At 43.2% G+C, this 21555-nt stretch carries 20 protein-coding genes; 7 read left to right on the plus strand and 13 right to left on the minus strand.

Features of this window, described 5'->3' with window-relative positions; translation table 11 throughout:
• Window positions 1–243 precede the first annotated feature (243 nt).
• Together iscB and Q5691_RS00210 are read left to right on the plus strand one after the other, a co-directional pair.
• Window positions 244–1527 carry an RNA-guided endonuclease IscB gene (gene iscB, locus Q5691_RS00205; protein ID WP_333210970.1) on the plus strand — a complete coding sequence of 428 codons (1284 nt, stop codon included), beginning with the start codon at window positions 244–246 and terminating at the stop codon, window positions 1525–1527.
• An 87-nt stretch (window positions 1528–1614) separates the two neighbouring features.
• The gene (locus Q5691_RS00210; RefSeq protein ID WP_333310000.1) at window positions 1615–2334 is read left to right on the plus strand and encodes a hypothetical protein; all 720 of its coding nucleotides are present in this window, start codon (window positions 1615–1617) and stop codon (window positions 2332–2334) included.
• A gap of 3 nt (window positions 2335–2337) precedes the next feature.
• Here Q5691_RS00210 and gmk read toward each other — a convergent pair whose 3' ends face one another.
• The 4 genes from gmk to Q5691_RS00230 all read right to left on the minus strand — a co-directional run bounded on the left by gmk (window position 2338) and on the right by Q5691_RS00230 (window position 7365).
• A complete protein-coding gene (gene gmk / locus Q5691_RS00215) occupies window positions 2338–2916 on the minus strand; it encodes a guanylate kinase (protein WP_333343759.1) in 579 nt (192 codons plus the stop codon).
• 78 nt (window positions 2917–2994) lie between these two features.
• The gene (remA, locus tag Q5691_RS00220; RefSeq protein ID WP_333343697.1) at window positions 2995–3261 is read right to left on the minus strand and encodes an extracellular matrix/biofilm regulator RemA; all 267 of its coding nucleotides are present in this window, start codon (window positions 3259–3261) and stop codon (window positions 2995–2997) included.
• Between the two features lie 1000 nt (window positions 3262–4261).
• A complete protein-coding gene (locus Q5691_RS00225) occupies window positions 4262–6364 on the minus strand; it encodes a M3 family metallopeptidase (RefSeq protein ID WP_333343698.1) in 2103 nt (700 codons plus the stop codon).
• A 164-nt stretch (window positions 6365–6528) separates the two neighbouring features.
• Window positions 6529–7365, minus strand: coding sequence for a hypothetical protein (locus tag Q5691_RS00230; protein WP_333210961.1), 837 nt, complete (start codon window positions 7363–7365; stop codon window positions 6529–6531).
• 144 nt (window positions 7366–7509) lie between these two features.
• Between Q5691_RS00230 and Q5691_RS00235 the strand changes: the two genes are divergently transcribed.
• Window positions 7510–7677: a hypothetical protein gene (locus Q5691_RS00235; protein WP_333210959.1), complete on the plus strand. Its 168-nt coding sequence runs from the start codon at window positions 7510–7512 to the stop codon at window positions 7675–7677.
• 487 nt (window positions 7678–8164) lie between these two features.
• Here Q5691_RS00235 and Q5691_RS00240 read toward each other — a convergent pair whose 3' ends face one another.
• Both Q5691_RS00240 and Q5691_RS00245 read right to left on the minus strand, forming a co-directional pair.
• On the minus strand, window positions 8165–8533 hold the full coding sequence (locus tag Q5691_RS00240) for a hypothetical protein (RefSeq protein WP_333343699.1): 369 nt from the start codon (window positions 8531–8533) through the stop codon (window positions 8165–8167).
• A 55-nt stretch (window positions 8534–8588) separates the two neighbouring features.
• The gene (locus tag Q5691_RS00245; protein WP_333343700.1) at window positions 8589–9065 is read right to left on the minus strand and encodes a type II toxin-antitoxin system antitoxin SocA domain-containing protein; all 477 of its coding nucleotides are present in this window, start codon (window positions 9063–9065) and stop codon (window positions 8589–8591) included.
• 81 nt (window positions 9066–9146) lie between these two features.
• Here Q5691_RS00245 and Q5691_RS00250 point away from each other — a divergent pair, with 81 nt between their 5' ends.
• Together Q5691_RS00250 and Q5691_RS00255 are read left to right on the plus strand one after the other, a co-directional pair.
• Window positions 9147–9560: a hypothetical protein gene (locus Q5691_RS00250; protein ID WP_333343701.1), complete on the plus strand. Its 414-nt coding sequence runs from the start codon at window positions 9147–9149 to the stop codon at window positions 9558–9560.
• A gap of 26 nt (window positions 9561–9586) precedes the next feature.
• Window positions 9587–9883, plus strand: a complete 297-nt coding sequence (locus tag Q5691_RS00255) for a hypothetical protein (RefSeq protein WP_333292716.1) — start codon at window positions 9587–9589, stop codon at window positions 9881–9883.
• A gap of 5 nt (window positions 9884–9888) precedes the next feature.
• Here the strand turns inward: Q5691_RS00255 and Q5691_RS00260 are convergent, their stop codons facing one another.
• Window positions 9889–11283: an NB-ARC domain-containing protein gene (locus Q5691_RS00260; RefSeq protein WP_333343702.1), complete on the minus strand. Its 1395-nt coding sequence runs from the start codon at window positions 11281–11283 to the stop codon at window positions 9889–9891.
• Window positions 11284–11507: 224 nt separating this feature from the next.
• On the opposite strand from Q5691_RS00260, the gene Q5691_RS00265 reads away from it, so the two are divergent.
• Together Q5691_RS00265 and Q5691_RS00270 are read left to right on the plus strand one after the other, a co-directional pair.
• On the plus strand, window positions 11508–11819 hold the full coding sequence (locus Q5691_RS00265; RefSeq protein WP_333343703.1) for a hypothetical protein: 312 nt from the start codon (window positions 11508–11510) through the stop codon (window positions 11817–11819).
• Window positions 11820–11881: 62 nt separating this feature from the next.
• A complete protein-coding gene (locus Q5691_RS00270; protein WP_333343704.1) occupies window positions 11882–15040 on the plus strand; it encodes a helicase-related protein in 3159 nt (1052 codons plus the stop codon).
• A gap of 203 nt (window positions 15041–15243) precedes the next feature.
• Here Q5691_RS00270 and Q5691_RS00275 read toward each other — a convergent pair whose 3' ends face one another.
• The 6 genes from Q5691_RS00275 to Q5691_RS00300 all read right to left on the minus strand — a co-directional run bounded on the left by Q5691_RS00275 (window position 15244) and on the right by Q5691_RS00300 (window position 21191).
• Complete coding sequence (locus tag Q5691_RS00275) at window positions 15244–15537, minus strand: TIGR03792 family protein (protein ID WP_333309966.1); 294 nt, start codon at window positions 15535–15537, stop codon at window positions 15244–15246.
• 26 nt (window positions 15538–15563) lie between these two features.
• Window positions 15564–17774, minus strand: a complete 2211-nt coding sequence (locus Q5691_RS00280; protein ID WP_333210947.1) for a PAS domain S-box protein — start codon at window positions 17772–17774, stop codon at window positions 15564–15566.
• A 424-nt stretch (window positions 17775–18198) separates the two neighbouring features.
• Window positions 18199–18384: a hypothetical protein gene (locus Q5691_RS00285; RefSeq protein ID WP_333210945.1), complete on the minus strand. Its 186-nt coding sequence runs from the start codon at window positions 18382–18384 to the stop codon at window positions 18199–18201.
• The gene (locus Q5691_RS00290) at window positions 18359–19567 is read right to left on the minus strand and encodes an AAA family ATPase (protein WP_333309961.1); all 1209 of its coding nucleotides are present in this window, start codon (window positions 19565–19567) and stop codon (window positions 18359–18361) included. Before Q5691_RS00290 ends, Q5691_RS00285 begins: the two co-directional genes overlap by 26 nt.
• Before the next feature lie 71 nt (window positions 19568–19638).
• A complete protein-coding gene (locus Q5691_RS00295) occupies window positions 19639–20184 on the minus strand; it encodes an RNA 2'-phosphotransferase (protein WP_333343705.1) in 546 nt (181 codons plus the stop codon).
• Between the two features lie 323 nt (window positions 20185–20507).
• Window positions 20508–21191, minus strand: a complete 684-nt coding sequence (locus tag Q5691_RS00300; protein ID WP_333210941.1) for a methyltransferase domain-containing protein — start codon at window positions 21189–21191, stop codon at window positions 20508–20510.
• Window positions 21192–21555: the final 364 nt, after the last annotated feature.

Here is a 21555-nt window from a genome sequence, read left to right on the forward strand (position 1 = left end):
TACAGTAAGCAACCCCGGTCTAAAGACACGGGGCTTCAGCAAATAAACTGAAGCCGTGCTTACCCGCCTAAGCCTTAACTGGCTACGTTATGGGGGTCAAAACACCGGAAAATGCGACGCTAGTTTTCCGCTCTGTTGTTTGCAATTAAACAATTCTAAGGTCACTGGAATAGTGTTGCAAGCGTAAAAAGCCCTTATAACATTGGCAAAGCGAACTTTACGAGAAATCGAAGGGACACAACAATGTCTATCCAACCAAATTACGTTTTCGTTCTAGATGCTAACCGCAAACCACTAACACCATGCAAACCATCTTTGGCACGCAAACTGTTAAAGGTTGGCAAATGTAAAGTTTTCAGGCTTTATCCTTTCACTATAATTTTGAAAAAAAAGGTAGCTCAAGACCCACAGCCTGTCACTTTAAAGATTGACCCCGGTTCAAAAGTTACTGGGTTTGGTCTACTTCTGAATTCCAATCTGATCTGGGTAGCCGAATTAACCCATCGCGGGCAAACGATCAAGGCATTGCTAGAGTCGCGTCGTTCTCTGCGGCGCAACCGCAGAAGTCGGCAGACAAGGTATCGCCAAGCGAGATTTTTGAACCGAACTAGATCCAAAGCCTGGTTAGCTCCCAGCCTCCAACACCGAGTAGATACGACTTTAACTTGGGTCAACAAACTATCAAAGCTTGCACCCGTTAAGACGATTTTTCAGGAATTGGTTAGGTTTGATTTACAAAAAATGGAAAACCCGGAGATTTCAGGGATTGAGTATCAACAAGGAGAGCTGCAAGGCTACGAAGTCCGCGAGTATCTTCTTGCTAAATGGAATAGGCGGTGCGCTTACTGTGGCATAGAGAATGTAGCGCTACAAGTTGAACACATTCATCCTAGAGCGTCGGGCGGAACTAATAGAATATCTAACCTGTGCTTAGCTTGCGAACCTTGCAACACAAAAAAAGGGACTAAAGACATCAAGATATTCTTGGCAAAAAAAACCGATGTTTTGAAAAAAATCGTGGCACAAGCTAAGCGTCCGTTGAAGGATGCCACTGCTGTTAACTCGACTCGATGGGCTTTATTTAATCGCTTAAAAGCGACAGGTAAAGAGATTATTGCAGGTTCTGGCGGGTTGACTAAATTCAATCGCATACGGCTGGGACTGCCAAAAACCCACTTCTTTGATGCTGCTTGCGTAGGCAATACACCTGAAATTTCCGTATCAACGAATCAGCCTTTAAATATCAAAGCGACGGGGCATGGTTCAAGGCAAATGTGCCGCACGGATAAATTGGGATTTCCTTCTAGGTACGTTCCTAGATTTAAGTTTGTTAAGGGTTTCCAGACAGGGGATATTGTAAAAGCCGTTGTTACTTCGGGCAAAAAGATGGGTACTTATACGGGCAGAGTGGCTGTCCGCTCATCTGGCAGTTTTAATGTGTCAACAGCCCAAGGATTAGTCGAAGGAATCAATCACAAATATTGTTTTTCTATTCATCAAAAGGATGGGTACAATTATGGATTTTAAGACTGTTGACGGGATACTAAAGTATCCCGTGTCCTTTTTCCTCCCAGGGCTAAAGCCACTGGGTTTCCAAGCTACCGCGAGGTTTTTATGACTTCGATGAATGTGCTGCGCCAAGAGGCTGCGGCGATCGGCATTACTGAGGAAGAAGCCAGAAAATATGGCGACCTCCGACATAAAAGAACTTGGTCTTTGGCGATCGAACATCATCTCTCAATGCAAGATTTTGCCGATCGCATAGAACAATCCTTCACAACTTCCGAACCCGATTCCTCCAGCGCACTCAACCACTCTCAGACTGAAGAGTCGAAAGACTATGGTATTCAGCTAACTGCGAATCTAGGCGAATCTAGAGTAACCAGGGAGAACCAAACAGCCTCTGTTGCTTCGCCACAACAGCAAGCAGTAGCAATCGGGCGATCGCACGGTAATTCCGACCACCGCAGCGACCAAAACCGAGGTTTTAAACAAGTAGTTCAAAATCATATTAAAGCATTAACAATTGCATCCGCCTCCCGCATAAATCTGCCCAATTCACAACTGGGCAATTGGGTTTGTCCTGAGTGTGGGCCCGAGGGCGAATTGGATTGTTACCTTTGCGCCGGAGAAGGCAATGTAGGGGACATTGCAGCTATTGGCTGGACGCTAGCTTATATGGAAATGTTGGGCTGTTCTGCTCGCGAAATTGAACCGTTGAGAAAAATTTCGCCTTCATTGAATATTCTGGAATTGAATTTAAAAGTTTGTGTTGCTATCAAACAAAGTAGCGAAGTTTTAGCCAGGACGGAGAAATGGGTAATTAGTCATTAGTCATTAGTCATTAGTTACCCCTGAAAGCTCAACCAAATTAAGTATTGATTCTAGCTTTTTCAAAGCAACTTCCAACTCGTCATTAACAACTTGGAAATCGAATTCCCCTGCCGCTTCAATTTCCTCTTTAGCCCGCAGCAACCGACGGGCGATCGCAGTTTCGGAATCTTGACCCCGACTCCGCAGCCGCCGTTCCAATTCTTCCCAAGAAGGAGGTAAAATAAAAATTCGCAGCGCCTCTGGAAAATTATTCCTAATTTGCCTAGCCCCTTCCAACTCAATTTCGAGGATTACCCATTTTCCCTCACCAATTCCTTGCTTGAGACCAAAATAAGGAGTACCGTAAAAATTACCGGCAAACTGGGCCCATTCCGCCAACTCTCCAGCCTCAACCATTTTTTCAAAGTGGCTGCGGCTGACAAAATAGTAGTGCTGTCCCTCAATTTCTCCCTCACGGGGCTCACGAGTTGTCACCGATACCGAAAGATACAATTCGGAATGGCGATTGAGGAGCGATCGTACTAAGGTGCCTTTCCCTACACCGCTAGGCCCCGTCAGAACAATTAATTTACCAGATTTCATTTTGAGAATAGAAACGTGTAACAATTTAAGTTTCCGCTTACTTTAGACTGTAAACGCTCAAATTGCAACTGACAAACCTCAATCATCCCGACCTGGACCTTCTTTGCTCACCACAAAACGATTAGCAACCGTTTCCGGCTGAATCGCCGAGAGGATGACGTGACTCGAATCTGTAATAATTACCGCTCTCGTGCGGCGGCCGTAAGTTGCGTCAACCAGTTGTCCCCGCTCCCGCGCATCAGTAATAATCCGCTTAATTGGCGCTGACTCTGGACTGACAATGGCAATCACTCGATTAGCAGACACAATGTTACCAAAACCGATATTAATTAATTGAATATCCATGAAATTCTTAATCTGTAGGTGAACGATTGACTATCAATCCTTACTTTTTATCATATATACAAATATTTTTTATTACAATCCTCAAATTAATCCCAACTAATTTTTTTAGTTTCTACCTAAAATTTTTACCGTTTTGACGCCGAGTACCCGGTTCTTTATCAAAAATTTAAAAAAAGCTCGCTGTTGCCACTCTATCTTAAAGATTCGGTAAAAGCGTCGATTTTTAGTTGCAAATAAAAGCATTAGCTGTATCGAGAAAAAAACCGTAAATGTTGCGAAATATAAATTTAATTTTAGGGAAAGGGAAACTTAAGTATAATCAGTGATCGATGACAGCAAATATTCGCCAATGCTGGTTGTATCAGCCTTCAACTTAAACTAAAAGCTGCTGGCGATCCTCTTCGAGGGCTTCGCTAACGCACTTTCTGCCCGATTTTTAACCAAAAGATTGGGGATGATGTGTCAAACTACAGATATTTCTTGGATCGTGTTATACCAATAAAAGTGGTTTTTAGTGAGGACTTTAGTCCTATTAATACAAATAAAAAAAGTGTGGCTAGAGTTATCAATTTTATAACTATTATGAAAATTTGCCTAGTCTCGCGCCGGAAATTGCAGTGCTTTTTTCCTACAGATGGTCGCAGGATTCTAGCTAGCAAAAATGGGGGAATTAGTATAAAAATCTGAATATTTTAGTTTTTACTACAAACATTTTGAATTCAGCACAAGTTAGGCAAAAAGTGGTTTTACGCATGATATCAATTCCGGTTGAATTGGAATGATTAAACCGCAGAGGACACAGAGAACACAGAGTCAGAGAGAGAACAGAGAGATGAATAATTCCGATGCTACCGGATTTGATATGAATTATAGCGGTAAGACTTCATGCACACCGCACCCTAAACATACAGGATATGTATGTATAAATCTTATTAAACAAAAAAAAGGGATTAATGCAGATAAATTCACCCGCATTAATCCCCAGTTATTCCACACTTAATTAAGCGGCAACTAAACCGCTGTGTCTCAACAAAGCTTTAGTGCTCGGTTCGCGTCCCCGGAAAGTTTTAAACACTTCCATCGGGTGCAAACTGCCGCCCAATCCTAACACTGTATCTCGGAAGCGCTTACCTGTAGACGCGATCGCACTTTCATCTTCCAAACCAGCTTCCTCAAACGCCGCAAAAGCATCCGCGCTGAGCACTTCCGCCCATTTATAACTGTAATACCCCGCCGCATACCCGCCCGCAAAAATGTGTCCGAAAGCGCACAAAAATGCGTCTTCTTCCAGAGGAGGCAAAACAGTCGTAGTTTTAGCGATACGGTTGCGGACATCGGCCACAGTTTCGCTGCCACCCGATCGATAGCGGTGGTGCAATTCGATGTCAACGCTGCTAAAATGTACTTGCCTGAGCATGACGGTGCCGCTCATGTAGTGGCGCGCTGCTAGCAGTTTTTGGTAGTAGTGTTCCGGCAAAGTTTCCCCGGTTTCGTAATTCTTTGCCATCCCGAACAAAGTAGCGCGATCGTAACACCAATTTTCCATAAATTGACTGGGCAATTCCACTGCATCCCACTCAACATTATTAATGCCCGAAGCCCCCGGATAGTCTACCGTTGTCAGCATATGCTGCAAACCGTGACCGAATTCGTGAAACAAAGTTTCGACTTCCAAGAAAGTCATTAAACTCGGTTTGCCGTCAACCGGAGGACTTTGGTTGCACACCAAATAAGCCACCGGCAACCGCGTGGTTGTCTTTCCGGCTTCCACAAATTTAGCGCGCACCACGCACTCGTCCATCCAAGCACCGCCGCGCTTTTCCTCGGGGCGACTGTAGGGGTCTAAATAGAAATTGGCGATCGTATTTCCTGCTTCATCATTTATTTGGAAATAGCGCACATCTTTGTGCCAGACAGGAGTTTGACCGTCCGCCGCAGTTACTGTCACGCCGAACAGGCGTTTTACTAATCCAAATAACCCCTCTAATACCTGTGGCAAAGCAAAATAAGGTCGCAATTCTTCGGCACTAAAAGCAAACTTTTCTTCCCGACGCCGTTCCGACCAAAAACCAATATCCCAGTGCTTCAAATCTCCACCTTCCGCCGCGCCTTTTTCGGCAGCAAAAGCTTTTAATTCTTCTAAATCTTTGACAGCAGCATCATAACTAGCCTGGCGCAATTCTTCTAACAAAGCTTCCACTGCTGTCACGTCGGGAGCCATTTTGCTCGCCAAGCTCAATTCGGCATAACTACTAAACCCGAGCAATGCAGCTTTTTCCTGGCGCAAAGCTAAAATGCGATCGGTCAACGGCCAGTTATTCAATTCTCCGCTACTTGCTCTGCCGATAAAAGCTTTGTACAACTTTTCGCGCAAGTCACTGCGGGTGCTGTGCTGCATGAAAGGGCCGTAACTCGGAAAGTCTAAAGTAATCCGCCAAGGGCCGTTTTCGGCATCCGCATTTTCTTCGCCAGCGCTGCGAGCGGCTTGAGCTGCTAAACTCAACAAACTCGGAGGCAAACCGTCAATTTCGTCTTTGTTTGTGAGGGTGATGCTGAATGCTTTGGTAGCGTCGAGGACGTGATTGGAAAATTGGGTAGTAATTTCGGCCAATTCTAATTGAATGGCATTAAAACGCTCTTTTTGCTCGCCTTCTAAACCGACGCCGGAGAGTTGGGCGTCTCGGAGAGCGGCTTCGACAATTCGCTTTTGAGCTGACTCTAAGCTGTCCCAATTTTCGCTAGCCCGCAGTGCTTTAAAAGCTTCATAAAGCGGTTTGCTTTGACTGAGCTTGCTCCAAAATTTTACTACTTCCGGCTGCACTGTTTCGTGAGCCGATCGCAATTCCGGGCTATTTTTCACACCCATCAAATGTCCGACAATGCTCCAGCTCCAATTTAAACGCTCTCCGAGTCGCTGCAATGGTTCTACTAAGCCGCTCCAAGTCGGTTCTACAGACGATTCTAAGTCAGCTAGCGAGGCTTCTAGTTCGGTCAGCAGTTGGGTAACAGCGGGGACTACGTGTTCTGGTTCGATCGCGTCAAATGGAGGCAATCCTTGACCGATTAGTAACGGGTTATCAGCAATAGTTACGGTTGCAGTCATTGATTTTTCTTGTAACAGGTTGAAAACAGGTGAACTAGACAGATTAGCTTTTAATCTTTTAACACAGTTGTCGAAAAAGTAGGACTCGATCAGGCGTGAGTCGCAGAATCTCAGAGTCAAAAAATCTTCCTTATGACTGATGACTAATGACTGCTGACTTATGACTACTGACGATTCTCTGGTGTGTGCTGCAACTCCTTGACAACTGAGATTAAGCGCTTGAGGTGAGGTTTGACAACTTCTTGCTGCTCGTGTTCCAAACGGTGGATTTGAGCTTGGACCAGAGACAAATCCGCAGTCGATTGGTGCGCGGGAGCTAGCAGTTGGCTTTGCAAATTGGCCATGACTTTCTGGATTTCCAAAAATCTAGTATTTACTACTTCCCAGTCGTCTCTGGTGATAGAAGTTTCTGTCAAGCCTTGCGTCGCGCTTTGCAGTTGCTCTATAGCCTCTTCCACAGCTTGGAGATTCGCCTGTTGGCCAATCGATAAATCTTGTAGTTGTGCGCTCACCTGCTGGCGGACATCGAGCACAGCAGAGGCCACGATTTCTTGCAAAGAAGCTACAGACTCTCCTAAACTCACCAACTGCCGCTGGATGTCCATTGACTCCTCAAAGCCCTCAGCCCTAGGCATGGCAGCCATTTGCTGGCGCAGCGCTGCAATATCTGCTGACAACTGCTTGCGTAATTTAACAATTACCGTCACCGCCGTTTTTTCGACTTTATTGACAGACTTTTGGACTTGGGCCATTTCCGAATTTTGATGCACCCGCACTTGCTGCTCGAATCGATACCGGTTAGCAACATTCAGCGACAAAGCCAAAGTTAGGGGAGCCACCCCGTAAAAAGCTTGACCCGACACTGCCACCGCCAGGGAACCCACACCAGAGGCCGCCAGAGAGGCGTACTCTGCCAGCTCCAGCCAGTGTCTTTGAGGAAAACTTTGCCTCAAGTGGTTTGCAACAGAGGGTTTTGGCTTCCGCACGGCTCTTTGGGTCATAGTATTTACTCGTTGTGGGTAAGGTTGCGAGATTGGGTGGAGCATCGATTTCTATCCTTTTTTCAGTTATATGTTTTAGATTATTTCTTGGCACTCTTCTATTTTTACCTTTGTGAGTAAGTTAAGGATGACTGCCATATTATTATGTATTTGGGAGCCTGTGGCGATCGCGCCCAATTCCGGCTGTTAAAAGGTTCGCCCCAACGCGCTCTCTATTTTACAGGAGTTAGCGCGATCGGGTTCGGGCGATCGACAATAGCTGCCCAGGCTAACCGAAAAATGCCCAAGACTATTTTAGATTTTAGATTTTAGATTAAAAGTTAAAAAATGCGACCTACTCAGGGCGATCGTCGTTTGGAGGTTGTCGGGAGTTGCATTTTTGTTCGCCCATTGGTATAATCTACTATTTCTGAATTGTCCCTCTCAAATTTACTGCAAAAATTGACCAATGAACTCAGAAAAACCCGGAATTGGCGATCGGCTAAAGTCTATTTTCAGTATCGGTATCTTTATCATTCTTGTACTAGGAGTAGGCTTTTTAAGCGTTAATTTTATTTCAGCTCTCTATGCAAAATTTTCTTAAAATTAGTCCTGGACGCATGGGGTTCAGAAACCAAGTTTTTTTACAAAAATACTTCGTCGCAGCCTCCTGATCAGGTAAAAAACCCGGTTTATTTAGTCGGAGTGAGTCCCGGACTGTTTGAGATTCCCAACTTCTTCAAGAAGTCTCGCATCTTCAGTACGATTTCACTTGTTTGGATTGCATTCTTCCTTCTTCCTTCTTCCTGCGGCTATAATTTCAACTGTAAAGATTGTGGTCGGGGTCTAGCCAAACAATATAAAAAACATTTTCACTAAAAAATCCATGCACTCTGCCGTATTCATTAGCAGATATTTGAAACTGGTAGGGGATATTGATTAGGATATCTTCATTGGGAATCCCAAAGCCATTAGGTTCAGTAGTATTTTTCCAAACTATGCCATGACAGCGCAGACTTTTACTTTGATTGTTGATAATTTCTTGAGCGTTCAATTGTGACAAATCGCGCAGCCTTCTCAGTAAAGATGCTAGATACTTAGCATCTCTACCGCCTAGTGAAAACTTATCTTTGTCATCCTGATAATACCTGAAAGAAAAACTAACTCCTTCCGGTATTTGTATTTTCACAACCTCTCTCGGTGCTGAAGATGGCTGACGACGAATATCTGTATCTTGTCTTTTTTTATGCTTCTTCGATGACACGGGTTTTGTAAAATTCTCGCATTGATTCCTTCGTAATAATAGCATGAGAAGGTTCATCTCTTGGCAACTCACCTCTAGCATTAATCCAAGGGTCTTCACGTCGCACCATCAATTCTAACTCATAAGCGTCCCGGAAGAAATAATCGTCAGCTAACTCGTCTAAAAACTCTTGTACTTCTTTGGGAAACTCTGGTTTTTCGACTTCTTTCAGAATTGGCTTCCAGTCAAATTGTTCTTTGTATTCATAAAATAAAGCCGGGATAGTCGGCCCGTGCACCCAAGCTTCAAAATCTTCATCAAAAAGCGGTGTATCTTCAAAGGCTAAATACCATGCTTGGGCGTAGTACAAGAGTTTTTGTAGCTTGTGGTTGCTGAGATAGGAGCCTACATCATTCGCGAACCAGATGTAGTAATCAGCGAGTTTTGAGGCTGTTGTGACTGTAGTTATTGTGGTCATATAACTCGACTCAATAAGTTTTGTATTCTATGATAGCACAGACTGTTAACAGTTAAATATTATAGGTTATAATATGTTTGTTTGCAGTTAACTTTTTTTCATGCAAGGTTAAAGTTGATTTTTGATGAAGGTAGGCAATTAGAGATTGTGCAGGCAATTGAGCGGGTGAGAGACGGAATTTTCTGGAAACCTGGAAAAGGAATGTCTCATTTACTCAAAAGGATTAATTTAGGTCATTTAGGGCCGGATGCGACCCTTGAAGAATATAATGGAGTTATCAGTTTAATTGTCAGGGATGCTGATGCTAAAGTTTATGTGTATGTCTACGAAGAAACGTTTTATCCGACAGTTACCAGCAGTGTAAATAACACAATATGGCTGGTAATGATGGGCTTGGATGGAGTTTTAGAAACGGCTTTTCCTCCAAAGGAACCGGAAAGCTACCTGGCTAATTCAATGTTTATTTATGTAGGTTTAGTTAAGGATTTGTTATGAATACTTTGGTAAAAAACTATTGTGTAATGGTTGAATTTCCTGATGTGAGTGGGGCTGAACATTTAGAAATGTTGCAACTTAGAGATGAGTTGGCAAAAGTTGAATCTCAACTGAGTGAGGAAGAGAAAGGTTTATTAGCCAATGCCGATCGACGGTTAGTTGAACAAGCAAGGGAGTTTTATGAGGAGTTGTCGAGATTTGTGGATTTAATGCAGAAGCGCAAATTTGAGGAGATTACACCTCAGCGTTGGTGGTGGTATTTGGATGTTTTGGCATTGTTGCCGAATTTGAGAAAACAAGAGTTGACAAGCGGTGTTGTTTGAAATGTTTATTCACTGTCGATGTTTGTTAAGTGCGATCGTCTAGTTTTGATATACTGCTTCAGTACAGGTGACAAAGTGTAAAGACTTGCTTCTTTTTCGAGCAAGCAGCGCCGCGATAGAGATTGCAATGCGTTTAGCAAATCTGATGATGATATTTGTCCATGTTGTAGCAATTTGGCGAAGTTGACTGGCTGGTTTTCTGTCGCCAACAATGACATGACTTGTTTTTCTAGTTCGGAAGTGCGATCGTACTGCTCGTGTAAAACATCTTTTACATCTTCTGGTAACAATATGGTATCATCTATTAATAACTCGGTCGCGCCGATTCCCAACTCTTGAATCAAAGTCGCCACGCTTTTTAACCATAACGGATTGCCTTGGTAGCGGTGAATGAGTGCTTCGCAGTTATCGATTTCTGTTAATCCTTTATCTCTGAGAATTTCCCGTGCAGCCGCATTGTCTAAACCAGTGAGTTGTAAGGTACGAATGGGAGTATTTTCGCTGGTGAGTTGAGGAACTTCTTTCGGCGGTTCCCAACCGAGTAGCAGAAAGCAACTTTGATGGGATAATTTTTCTATTTGTTTGAATAGGGAGCGATATTCTTCGTATTTTGGTTTATACTTTCCTGCGAATTCGCCGCTAGAAAAAAGGTTGTGAACGTCATCCAAGACTACTAAACAGCGATGGTTTTGTAAATACTTAATCAGCGGTAAGCGTTTCTGGTTTGTTGGGGATGAATCAGGGTTTTCTGACTGGGAAAAAAGCTGTGTTAGGTTAGATTGAAATTTATCTATGGTGGGGAATTCGTCTAGTGTGTACCAAACTGCGTACTCAAACTCGTGTTTGATTTGTTGTACGAGTTTTACTGCTAGGGATGTTTTGCCGATGCCGCTGATACCGGTGATGGTGATGAGGCGGCAGTTTTGTTGTAGAATCCAGGTTGTGAGGGTTTGGAGTGAGGAAGTGCGATCGAAGAAATTGCCCAACTCCGGCATTTCGCTTAAATCTTGATGTGGAGTTTTAATTGGTTTTGGGTTAGATATTTCGTCATTATGTGAGTTTGATATATCTGGCGGCTGTCTACCTTCTCCACAGATATTGAAACTACCGCTCACGTTATGTGCAAAGTTTAAAATATTAGAGTTTTGCAATCTCTCCATTGCCGATCGAAAATTTGTTTTACTAACATTTTCTCCCAACTCTTCTGAAAGTATCTGCCATAATTGCGAACCAACTTGCCTAACACTACTTTCCGAACAGTCAAAGTCTTTGGCTATGTGCTTGTATGTCTCGCGTTGTAGAGTTCCCCGGAGTATCGCTGCTTGTAAATCGTCAAGGTGTTGACCCGTTTTCTCGAAGACTATGCGATCGGCGATTTTTAAAGCTTCTTTTAGGTTCATCGGGGCCGGGAGAGGTGAATTTTTTGTATTATAGCTCACATTTAAGAACAGTTTAATACATTTTTCCACATTTTTGTACAAAACTAGATTAAAAAGATTGAAAGTGGTGAAAAACAGCTCACAAAATTGAACATTTTTGGGCTAGACAAATCTTGGATTTGTAAGGATGATGGGACAAGTATTAAATTATTGAAAAACTTGTTTATAGTCAAAAAATATTAATCATGTCAAATTTAAAGCTTTTGGGCAAGAGACTTACAAATCTTTCCCTTTATCAGAAAGCGCAACAAATTGGCTTTGAGTATATCCTCAACCCCGACACTGGCGAACTACATCGTGTTGGTCTAGATAATTTTGGGGGTTCTCACAATCTCGCAGATGCAGACCTAAGCATTTTCATTGGTCTTAATAATATTGGGATGATACCAGTTGACGTTTTTCGTGATGGGAAAAGACTTCCAGTTTACGATATTGATACTGGCGAAATGATTGGAAGCTATGCCCTCAAAAAATGTAGTTACTGCTTTCCAAAATAAGCTTACTTCTTTAAAAGGCATTGGGAACTTGTGCATAATCAAAAACTTCTGAGGACAGACGCATGACGTATAGGCTGTTTGAGATCCCATCTGAGAGCGGTAATCATGCAGATGTTGTCTGGGCTGATCCCAGTAGTGTCGATCGTAATGCCTATACCCATTTAGCCTATACAATCGAAACAACTGACAGCGAAAACAGCATACTAGATGGGCGAGGTATCCGCTTCAAAAACTTACGCCAATGGAAAAAAATTAAGGAAGAATTCCCTGACGTGTGGTTACGTTTCAAGGAAAACCATACATACTATGCAGGTGAAAGCGTCCTCGAAAAAAATGAGCTAAAGCATCAGCATCATATTAAAACTGTTCTAAGGTTGGGTGCATTAGAGCTACTCGCAAATATCTATTCGGGGCGGATTACCGCTAGTGACAAAGATCCTTTTCCTCATCAATTAGCATTACAACAGTATGTTAAGAATCATCAGTCTCGCATTAAGCGAATTCTGATCGCCGACGAAGTAGGTTTAGGTAAAACAATTGAAATAGGCTTAATATTAAGAGACAAGCTGATTGCACAAAAAGAGGATTTGCGTTGTCTTTATCTAACTTCTGGCGGCTTAACCGAAGATGTTAGAGATAAACTACGTAGTGTGATTAAAGATTCTGTTGATGGAAGCATTATTAGTGTTGTAGATTCTTTTAGACAATATGGCGATAGCATTAGTCAAAAAGGGATTCGGATTGCTAGTATGCACGCTGCTAGACGATATCTTAATGATAAGAAAGAGCTACCTAAAGGAGTTAAACCAAATATCATCATCATTGATGAATGTCATCACTGTGCCAGCAATGCTAACCTCATCAATGGGGAGTCATATGTAGAATCGGCAATTGATACAACACAAGCTTATAAAACTGCATATCAAATGATCGCAGGTAAGTTCTGGAAAGACTCAGAACCGCCAGAGCTAGTTATCTTGATGAGTGCTACACCTTTTCGCTCTGCCAATCAATTTACAAATTTATTGCGATTACTGGTACACCAAACTGCTTTGGAAAATGCCTATGCTAACGATATTGGCCAGGAACAACTTTTAGCAGCAATATCAAAAGATGATTCACCCGTAGCAGTCATCTGGCGGCAACAGGATGAGATTCGTAATTGGTCTGATCAGAGATTATTTCCGAAATTAAGGATAGTTCGTCCCCACCGCGAAGGTGAGCCAAGTCTCGAAAAAACTGATGAAGAGTATCTGTCAACGCTAGAAAAAATCAAAAGGACAGTACAGCGTATTTATCGAGATCATAGGGGTAGTTTTGGAGGGTTTGCTACAGCACATCTTGAAACACGTTTAACCAGTAGTTCCCTTGCAGGTGCTTGTTGGCTATTTCGTTGGTGTGTCCGCCATCATCCAAAATGGCAAAATGAGCACAAGTATAAGACAGATAACTTCGCTGATACTCAAGATTTAAGGAAATTAATTCGCGAGATTTCCAAACACCTAGCGAAATTTGATACTGAGAGGGATACAGTTACAGGATACGCCAAAAAGGTTATATTTCCTTCTGACAGTAATTTTTCATTTGACTCTGCCCACTTGAAGGATGGCAATATACCTGCTATTCGTGACTTTCAGAAAAAACTACTGGAGAACGCAAAACAAAAAAATGATCGAGATGATGACGATGATACAGATTTAGAAGCAACGATAGAGGAAATATTAGAACTGACAAAATTAGCCTTAGACTTGTTGGCATCAGGTAGAAGTGTTGAAAATGCCAAGCTAAACTGGCTAAGAGCTATGCTAGAAGAACATCCCGATTCTCGTTTTCTAGTTTTTACCGAGGTCTTACAAACTACTGCCATTATTACCGCAACTTTTCCTAAACAAAGTCGGGCTCTTACTGGGGAGATGAGTGCTGATGATCGAAAGAATGTAGTTAAGGAATTTTACGATCGCAACCAAAAATACCGCATCCTTGTCGCAACTTCTGCGGCGGACGAAGGATTAGATTTTCAAGTAGCCAATAAAGTTGTGCATTGGGATCTCAGTCCCGATCCTGCTGTTTTAATGCAACGTAATGGGAGGGTTGCTCGATTAGGTCAAATTTCTGATGTCACTGCCTATTATCTCATTTTAGAAGGTACATTAGCCGAAAAAAGAGATACAGCCTTACTAAAGCGTCTCGAAACAGCAGGAGTTACAGATCCGCGTATGCAATTGAAAATTTTGGGACAGCTTGATAATAAGCAAGAGGGCAAAATTGCAAGTGCTATTGAAGATGACAGTGGTGATGGACAAACTGTAGACAAAATTCTACAAGTAGCAAAGGAAAGCAGTGATCTCATGGAGACAGAGCTTCGTAAGTTAAATGAACAGCTAAAACCCATTGAGGTTCTCGATCGCGATAAGCTACTTAAACGCCTCAAAAATTGGCATAATTTGGAAGTTACTCAATACGATACTTACAAGCATAAATTAGTTTTTGAATCCAAAGAATGGCAACGTCCTGTTTTTGGAGAAGAGAAAACAGAGATGGAGTCAGCAGTTTCTGAAGTTCTCGTAATCAAGCAGAAAAACAAAAAAGATAGAAAATTTAACTTTGACCCAGAATTTGCTCTTTTTAGCCAAGAAAAAACTCCCGATCGATTAGCAGGGTTGTTGCCTTGGAACCAGAAAAAAAGTGAGGGAGATACAAAACAACAACATCAACCTTTTTTTGACATTGATCCAATTGGAGCCTTAACCCAGTCTCTTGCTAGACAAAGACAAGCGGATTTTATGGCGGTTTCTGCACAAAAGTTGTGCGAACATTTTCCAGATATTAAAGGCTGCTCTTACTTGCTGTTTGCAACCCATCCATTACGAGAATTGGAGAAAAACAAATCATCAGACTCAGCTAAATACTTGACATACTACATTTTTACAACTGATTTTAGTCAGCCAGTCAATCCCGATGGTGCTTCTGCTATTGAAGTACATGACATGATTACTTTCTTGGAGGCGCAAATTGTTCAAGGTGTAGTCTCTCTATCACCCGAAGAAATCGAGCTGGCAAAATTAGCAGGGCGGGATATCTCTCAATGGGTTCAAGATTCTTTCAGCATGGGTGGTGATGATTTCTTAGATGAAGAGTCAAGTTATTTCGTGCCGATTCCTGTTGCTTTGGTAGCTATTGTTGAGCCGATAGCAGAAGTTAAAGAAAATAACATCGCATAACATCGCCCTTTCTTGTTTCTGATGACCGATCGCGTAAAATGAAAGTGCGATCGCCCCTAACACCAAATACCCAACACTGCGATGATTCTACCCTGCTCGATCGCCCTTCACACCAAATACCAAATCGATGTCTGCGGTAAAATCAAGGTAAAACGCATGATTAATCTTTCAAAAATTACCACGAGCAACTGACTGCTGACTAACTAATGCAAAAACTTGCGAACTTGATATTCGCGACTTTCGGCGATCGCAATGTGCAAATCCCCCATTTGGGCATCCAACTCATCTATTGTACTTTGTGGCACAGACTTCCACTTCTCCCTAGTTTCCCAGCGAATCAACATCACCACCTCATTTTCCACCGGATCTACCCAAATTTCTTTGCCTAAAAAACCGTCCCAATTTTTTAGTCCCTCAGTCCAAACTTCCTGATCTCGCTGAATAAACTGCTCCCACTTTTCTTGAGGTACTTTAAATTTGAGCCACTCAATTACCATCTTATTTCCTATTTGTAAATAGCTAATTAATCGTTGCCGATCGCAATTTTAATGATCAACTCAGTTCCCTCACCCGGACGCGAAACACAGTGCAATTTACCACCGTGCTTTTCTACTACTAAATGCTGGGATATTGCTAGACCCAAACCTGTGCTCGTGTCTGGACATTTAGTGGTAAACAAAGGGTCAAAGATGCAGTCGAGGACTTCTTCAGTCATGCCAGGGCCATTGTCACTAATGGCGATCGCAACTTCGTTTTCCCCTACCAGGGAAGTCCGAATCCGAATTTCGGGATTGAATATTTCAGAGTTGGACCGGGCTGAAGACAAGTAAGACTGATTTTGAACTTTACCATACTTTTCGGAATTTCTCCCCCCTTCTTCCAAAGCGTCGATCGCATTTGTCAACAAGTGCATGAACACTTGGTTTAAGTGTCCCGGATAGCAGCGAACTGGCGGCAAATCCCCGTATTCTTTAACTAGAGAAATTCCCGGTCGTCCCCCTTTAGCTTGCAGGCGATTTTGCAAGATCAGCAAAGTGCTGTCCAAACCTTCGTGGATATCAGCAGGCTTCATTTGGGCTTCGTCGGTACGCGAGAACAAGCGGAGCGATCGCACGACATCGCGAATCCTTTCCGAACCGACTTTCATGGAATTTAGCAGTTTTGGCAAGTCTTTTTTGATGAAGTCTAAGTCTAATTCTTCTATCAAATCTTGAATTTCCCGCACGGGATGGGGATAATACTTTTGGTAAAGGTCGATCGTTCGCAGCAGTTCTTGAATGTAGCCAGTGGCGTGGCTGACATTGCCAGAAATAAAACTAACTGGATTGTTGATTTCGTGCGCTATTCCTGCTACTAACTGCCCCAGAGATGACATTTTTTCTGTTTGAATCAGTTGAGTTTGAGTTTGCTGCAAAATTAACAGCGTCTGCTCTAATTTAGACGCTTGTTGTCGCAGGCGTTCTTCTGATTCTTGCAAAGCTAAAAGAGACTGTTTGCTTTCTGTAATATCCAATCCCACAAATACCGCCGCCGTATTGTTATGGTATTTTTGAGCTACTATTAGATAAGTTTTATTTTCTCCTCTGATGCTCGCTGTTACTTCTTGAGATGTCTTCTTTTTATGGTTGGCAAAGAAATCGTATACTAAATCGTTAAATGTGGGACTTGTATCTAAAAAACCTACTTTTTGACCGATAAATAGTTCGGACGGCATTTTATAAGCGCTAGCTAAATGTCGGTTTACTCCCAAGTAGCGCAAATCGGAACTTACCCAAGAAACTAATCCGGGCACGGCGTCTAAAACGGCTTGAAGTTGCTCTTTTGCCTGTACGAGCGCTGATTCTGCTGCGAGGCGAGCAGAAATGTCGCGGGCGATCGCGCAGCGGTATTCGCAGCCGCCGTATTCTAAATAATTGACTTTAACTTCGACGGAAAAACTGGCGCCGTCTTTGGTTTTGTAGCTGGTTTCAAAAGTCAGGTTGGTTTGCTGCTTTAGTTGAGCCCAGTGTTCTCGCCAATCCGATGCGGGCAAATGCGAATCGATGTCGCTAACTCTCATGTTTAGCAGTTCCGATTCCGAGTAGCCGAAAAGATGGCAAGCGGCTTTGTTCGCGTAGCAAATTTGACCGTCGGAGGTACTAAAAAAGATTGTATCAGCAGCATTTTCGAGGGCAATTTGAGTTAGTTGTGGTATTGTTTCTAACTGCTTTCTTTTAACCTCGGACTGAAATTTATTATAGCAATTGGTTTGAGCGGGAGCCTCACCTATCTTAGATGCAAACAAAATCAAACCGCCGATCGCACCTTCGTTATTTTTCCAAGGCTGAAATACCCATCTTACCGACTTGCTGACAGAGCCGCTTGCGGTTTTTCCTGATACAGATGCGATCGATCGCCCTGCCACAAACTCGCTATATTCCAAAACTCCTGTCAAACAAGCCTGGGCATTTTGCTCCCAATATTCCGGGAGATTCGGGAACAGTTCCCAATGAGAGCGGCCGAGCGCCTCGCCGTCGCCCCACCCGCAATCTGTTTCCCAGCGACGGGAAACCGACAGATAGCGCATTTCACAATCTACCATTGCCACGGCTTCGGCGGAGCGCTCCACAAACCGCCGAAATCGCTCTTTACTCTCCGACACTGCTGCCTCTGCGGGTTGTTGGGCGATAGGGACATTCCCGTCAACGTACCTTCCCAGTCCCTGACTTTTTTGCTGAACTGGCTTAGTTTGCACGGTTTGGGATTTCCTCCATAGCTGTCAAGTTTGAAAAACTCTGTTTTACACCAAAAATGCTGTTTTCCCCTGATTTGCTCTCTCGGACAATACCCTTAGAGGGTATCACCCATCATTGATATCATTTTTGATGGGGATATGTCTATAGGCATTGCTATCAGCTTAAGGCTAAAGGTAGTGCCCGCCTGCTCTGTGACGATGAGGCATAGATCACGTCGGCGCCCCCGGAATCGTTGGAGGAGACTGGAGTGATCTCTTGCCTGCCCCGACTATTCCGGGGCGCAACATGGCAGCGACACTAGGCCAAAAACGAGAGATACAAAGGGTTTTAGACGATTGGTGACACCAATGGGTCTATAGGTACTCAAGAAATTTTCCCCCACACTTTGAGAGTCAGAAGATTTCCTAGTGATTGTTGGGTATTTTAGACAAGTTCCCAAAAGAATGCAACTGTAGGCCCGTGAGCCAAACCATGAGCTTCCTCAGTCATTCCCAATTCTTTAATTGAAAATCCCACATCGAACATGGTATGAGATCCTGTAGCCAGTGCGATCGCCAAATAGCTTGAGAATGCAAGAGAGCGCTCAAACAAATTTGTGCGTAAATTCACTGGTAAAATCCACTCTCCCTTTCCGTAACATTGCAGGGTCTAATCTTTCCGTCGTGTTACAAGTCATCAAAACTACGAGTTTTTGCTGAAATTGAATGCCGTTTTCGTCGATAACGCTTTGATACAACGTTCCATCCAGCAAACTCAAAATGTGTTCAGTTTTGTTAGTGCGTTGGGCTTCAGCAGTCGATCGATCTTGAGCCAAATTATCAGCCTCATTGATAATAATACAAATCCGCTCTAAATAACTCGGCGGCACAAAATTTTCCACAGCATCGTGGTCTAAGATAAAAATCACATAACCCAGCGGCACTAAAATTTCCTTTGCTACCGCTTGCGTCCAAGCAGTTTTGCCCGTGCCCGGTTCGCCACTAACCAAAACAGCCAACTGATTTTGATCCAAAATTGCCTGCTGAACTGTATCGGTAAAACTTTGAACCTCTGCAGAAAACGTGCGAATTGAGAACTGGCTGTGAACCTGTCCGACGCGGCTTTTGTACCCGCCCAGAATCACCGCTAAATTGTAAGTTGCCTTGCTAACGAGAGGCGCAATATCTTGGCAAATTAGAGTGTAGCAGCGTCTTCCCCTGTCGTAGCTGTCAATTTGTAGCCAGCAGCCGAATCGAACCCAAGAAGCATAAACAGTACCCAAAACTTCCAAGCGTTCCCAGCTAACAAACCGCTCTGGGGGATAAGAAAAATGTCGCTCCATAAAAGACTGGGTAATTGCATCCGGTTTCCCTAGCAAATCCAGAACTTTGAAAACAGTAATCTCTTGGAGTTTGTTGAGAACGTAGTCGATGGGAATGCTAGCGCGGCTGACTAATTGCACCACAGGCGTTTCGGTAACTAAAACGTCTTTGTAGCGGTAATCCGGGTAAACTGGCTGCGGAGTAATGTAATCCCAAAATTCATCAATTTCGTAGCGAGTATTTTCCGAGAATACATTTAACATATTTGCCCACCAAGTATATTGGTGTCGTCCCATTGCGTCGGCAAGGTCGCTAGCTACCCCTAAAGTTTTTTGAGCTAGTTCTAAGGGATCGCTAGACGCTAAATGTACCAGGTGTTCCCAATCAAATTGACGGTAAAAAGGTCGCCAACCAGAGCCTAGCAGACCTCTATTTTGAGAATTGTTTTGATGAAAATTGTTTTCGCGATCGCCCATATCTTCCGCACTCATTTTACACAACTCCTACTTACTCTTATTTTACTGCTTTTGTGGTACACATTCTACAAAAAAAGTGAAAAATCTCAACTTATTTTTAGATAAGCGGGCGGCACAAAATCTACCAACCAAACTTTGTTTTCCGAGCAGTAAAATGTATGACCATCGCGTTGCATGGCTGCGGCATCTACAGTAAAGACTGCCGGGATACCATGTCTTGCACCTACTTGGCGCGCTGTCTGAATATTCACCGACAAATGAACATGATGCCGCGACATTTTCTTAATTCCTTGACTGAGAATAGACTCGACGGCTGTGCTACCTGTTCCGTGATATAAAATATCCGGGGGAACACTGGGTTCTAACTGCAAGTCAACCTCTACGCTGTGTCCTTGATTAGCACGAATTAGAGTGCCTGTGGAGTCAAATGAAAAGCGCTGCTTGTCGTTTTCCGCTACTACTTTTTTGAGTTCTGCAAGCTGAACAGGAAATTTATTTTTTTGGCAGGCATCGAGGAGTTCGCTAACAGGAAGCCAGCCACCTGGATTGAGTTCAACGCCGATGCGCCCTGGCGCGTGGCGCAGATGTCTGCTCAGGTATTTGCTAATTTTGACTAAGCGAGAATCCCTCATGATTTTACTTTATTTATTTACTTTTAAATCACATTTTGCCAAATGTCACTAGCGGGTTATATTGTGGGGTTGGGGCGGGTTTATTGAATCTGTTGGCACTGCCAGAGAGCGCTTGAGGGAACCCGCCTCTACAGGTTTGTTGAAACTTATTCATATCGCAAAACATGAATGGTTTTACGCACGAATTAGAGGGGTAAAGTGGCCATTAAGAACCTACAAAATTAGGTTCTGCGTCCGGTAATGAAAAAGTTTTCATTGTGCGATTTTTCACTAGATTTATCTTTTGATAATTATCAAAAACTCTGCATTCTGCCGAATGCTTTTTACCTTGGGATAACTCCGCCAAAAACAGCAAAATTTAGATAGCGCCAGTGACATCCTACGTCGGCAAAACCAGCTTCTGCAAGCCACTTTGTCTGCTCTTCAACAGAGGAGGGAATATCTTCTTCTCGATATTTTTGAAACCAGGCTGCATCGTCTTCTCCGTTAGCTTTCATGTACTGCCGCCACAACTGTTCGTATTGCTCAGTCAGCCGGGGAGTAGCACCTGTCACAATATCTCGAATTAGCAAGATTGCCCCTGGATTCATGGAGTGAAAAAGTTTGTGAAATAGCTGTTGTTTACCTGGGCTGTCGAGGTGGTGGATTGCCAAGCCTGAAACTACCAAATCGTAACCGCTGCCGAAATCATCTTCGGCAAAGTTTCCTTGCTGCAAGGTCAGCCGTTCTCGGAAAGCGGACAAGTTTGTTTGGCAAGTTTTCAGCATATTTTGGGCCATATCAAAGGCTAGGACTTTTGCTTGAGGAAATGTTTGCAGAATCATAGCCGACAGTATGCCAGTTCCCGCACCTAAATCCAGAACTTTTATGTTACCATTAGTTTCAGAAGGGATTAACTGCAATATTACATCGTGTTGCTCGCCATAGCGCGGAATGATGCGGGGAATTAAGCCGTCATAATCAAAGGCTCTTTGTTCAAATTGCTCGCGTACAGCGTCTAAATTCACAGACGATTTTCCTCAAATTGTTAATAGTTGAGTGCGTCAAGGCAGTTAGCCGATTCTCTTCTCTGAAGGCATATTACATTTTATAATACAAAAAATATACAGGCTTGTCAAGATGTTGAAGAAAATAATTTAAAAGAAGTTAGGGACGATCGCCAGATAGGGACTTTGTGCGCCCAAACCCGCCCCTGATTTGGGAACTGTCTAGCCATCCACATATATCTCATTCAGTGCAGATGAGGCAGAATGCCACAGAGGCGAAAGCCTGCCGAAGACGAGACTTTGTGCCAGATACTAGGAGTAATTGTGAGCAAAAAGTTGACGGTTATGATACCCGTTTCAAACAAGAATGCAACTGTCGGTGTGT

This window comes from Microcoleus sp. w1-18aA5 (genome assembly GCF_036701705.1).
In the GTDB taxonomy this organism is placed as follows: Bacteria; Cyanobacteriota; Cyanobacteriia; order Cyanobacteriales; family Microcoleaceae; genus Microcoleus.

What these genes read in the sequence shown, in the direction of transcription:
- Q5691_RS00270 (WP_333343704.1), top strand. Translation starts at nt 11,882, where the DNA reads ATGACGTATAGGCTGTTTGAGATCCCATCTGAGAGCGGTAATCATGCA.
- Q5691_RS00265 (WP_333343703.1), top strand. Translation starts at nt 11,508, where the DNA reads ATGTCAAATTTAAAGCTTTTGGGCAAGAGACTTACAAATCTTTCCCTT.
- Q5691_RS00295 (WP_333343705.1), bottom strand. Translation starts at nt 20,184, where the DNA reads ATGAGGGATTCTCGCTTAGTCAAAATTAGCAAATACCTGAGCAGACAT.
- Q5691_RS00230 (WP_333210961.1), bottom strand. Translation starts at nt 7,365, where the DNA reads ATGACCCAAAGAGCCGTGCGGAAGCCAAAACCCTCTGTTGCAAACCAC.
- Q5691_RS00225 (WP_333343698.1), bottom strand. Translation starts at nt 6,364, where the DNA reads ATGACTGCAACCGTAACTATTGCTGATAACCCGTTACTAATCGGTCAA.
- Q5691_RS00260 (WP_333343702.1), bottom strand. Translation starts at nt 11,283, where the DNA reads ATGAACCTAAAAGAAGCTTTAAAAATCGCCGATCGCATAGTCTTCGAG.
- remA (WP_333343697.1), bottom strand. Translation starts at nt 3,261, where the DNA reads ATGGATATTCAATTAATTAATATCGGTTTTGGTAACATTGTGTCTGCT.
- Q5691_RS00210 (WP_333310000.1), top strand. Translation starts at nt 1,615, where the DNA reads ATGACTTCGATGAATGTGCTGCGCCAAGAGGCTGCGGCGATCGGCATT.
- Q5691_RS00245 (WP_333343700.1), bottom strand. Translation starts at nt 9,065, where the DNA reads ATGACCACAATAACTACAGTCACAACAGCCTCAAAACTCGCTGATTAC.
- Q5691_RS00290 (WP_333309961.1), bottom strand. Translation starts at nt 19,567, where the DNA reads ATGAGTGCGGAAGATATGGGCGATCGCGAAAACAATTTTCATCAAAAC.
- gmk (WP_333343759.1), bottom strand. Translation starts at nt 2,916, where the DNA reads ATGAAATCTGGTAAATTAATTGTTCTGACGGGGCCTAGCGGTGTAGGG.
- iscB (WP_333210970.1), top strand. Translation starts at nt 244, where the DNA reads ATGTCTATCCAACCAAATTACGTTTTCGTTCTAGATGCTAACCGCAAA.
- Q5691_RS00235 (WP_333210959.1), top strand. Translation starts at nt 7,510, where the DNA reads ATGTATTTGGGAGCCTGTGGCGATCGCGCCCAATTCCGGCTGTTAAAA.
- Q5691_RS00255 (WP_333292716.1), top strand. Translation starts at nt 9,587, where the DNA reads ATGGTTGAATTTCCTGATGTGAGTGGGGCTGAACATTTAGAAATGTTG.
- Q5691_RS00275 (WP_333309966.1), bottom strand. Translation starts at nt 15,537, where the DNA reads ATGGTAATTGAGTGGCTCAAATTTAAAGTACCTCAAGAAAAGTGGGAG.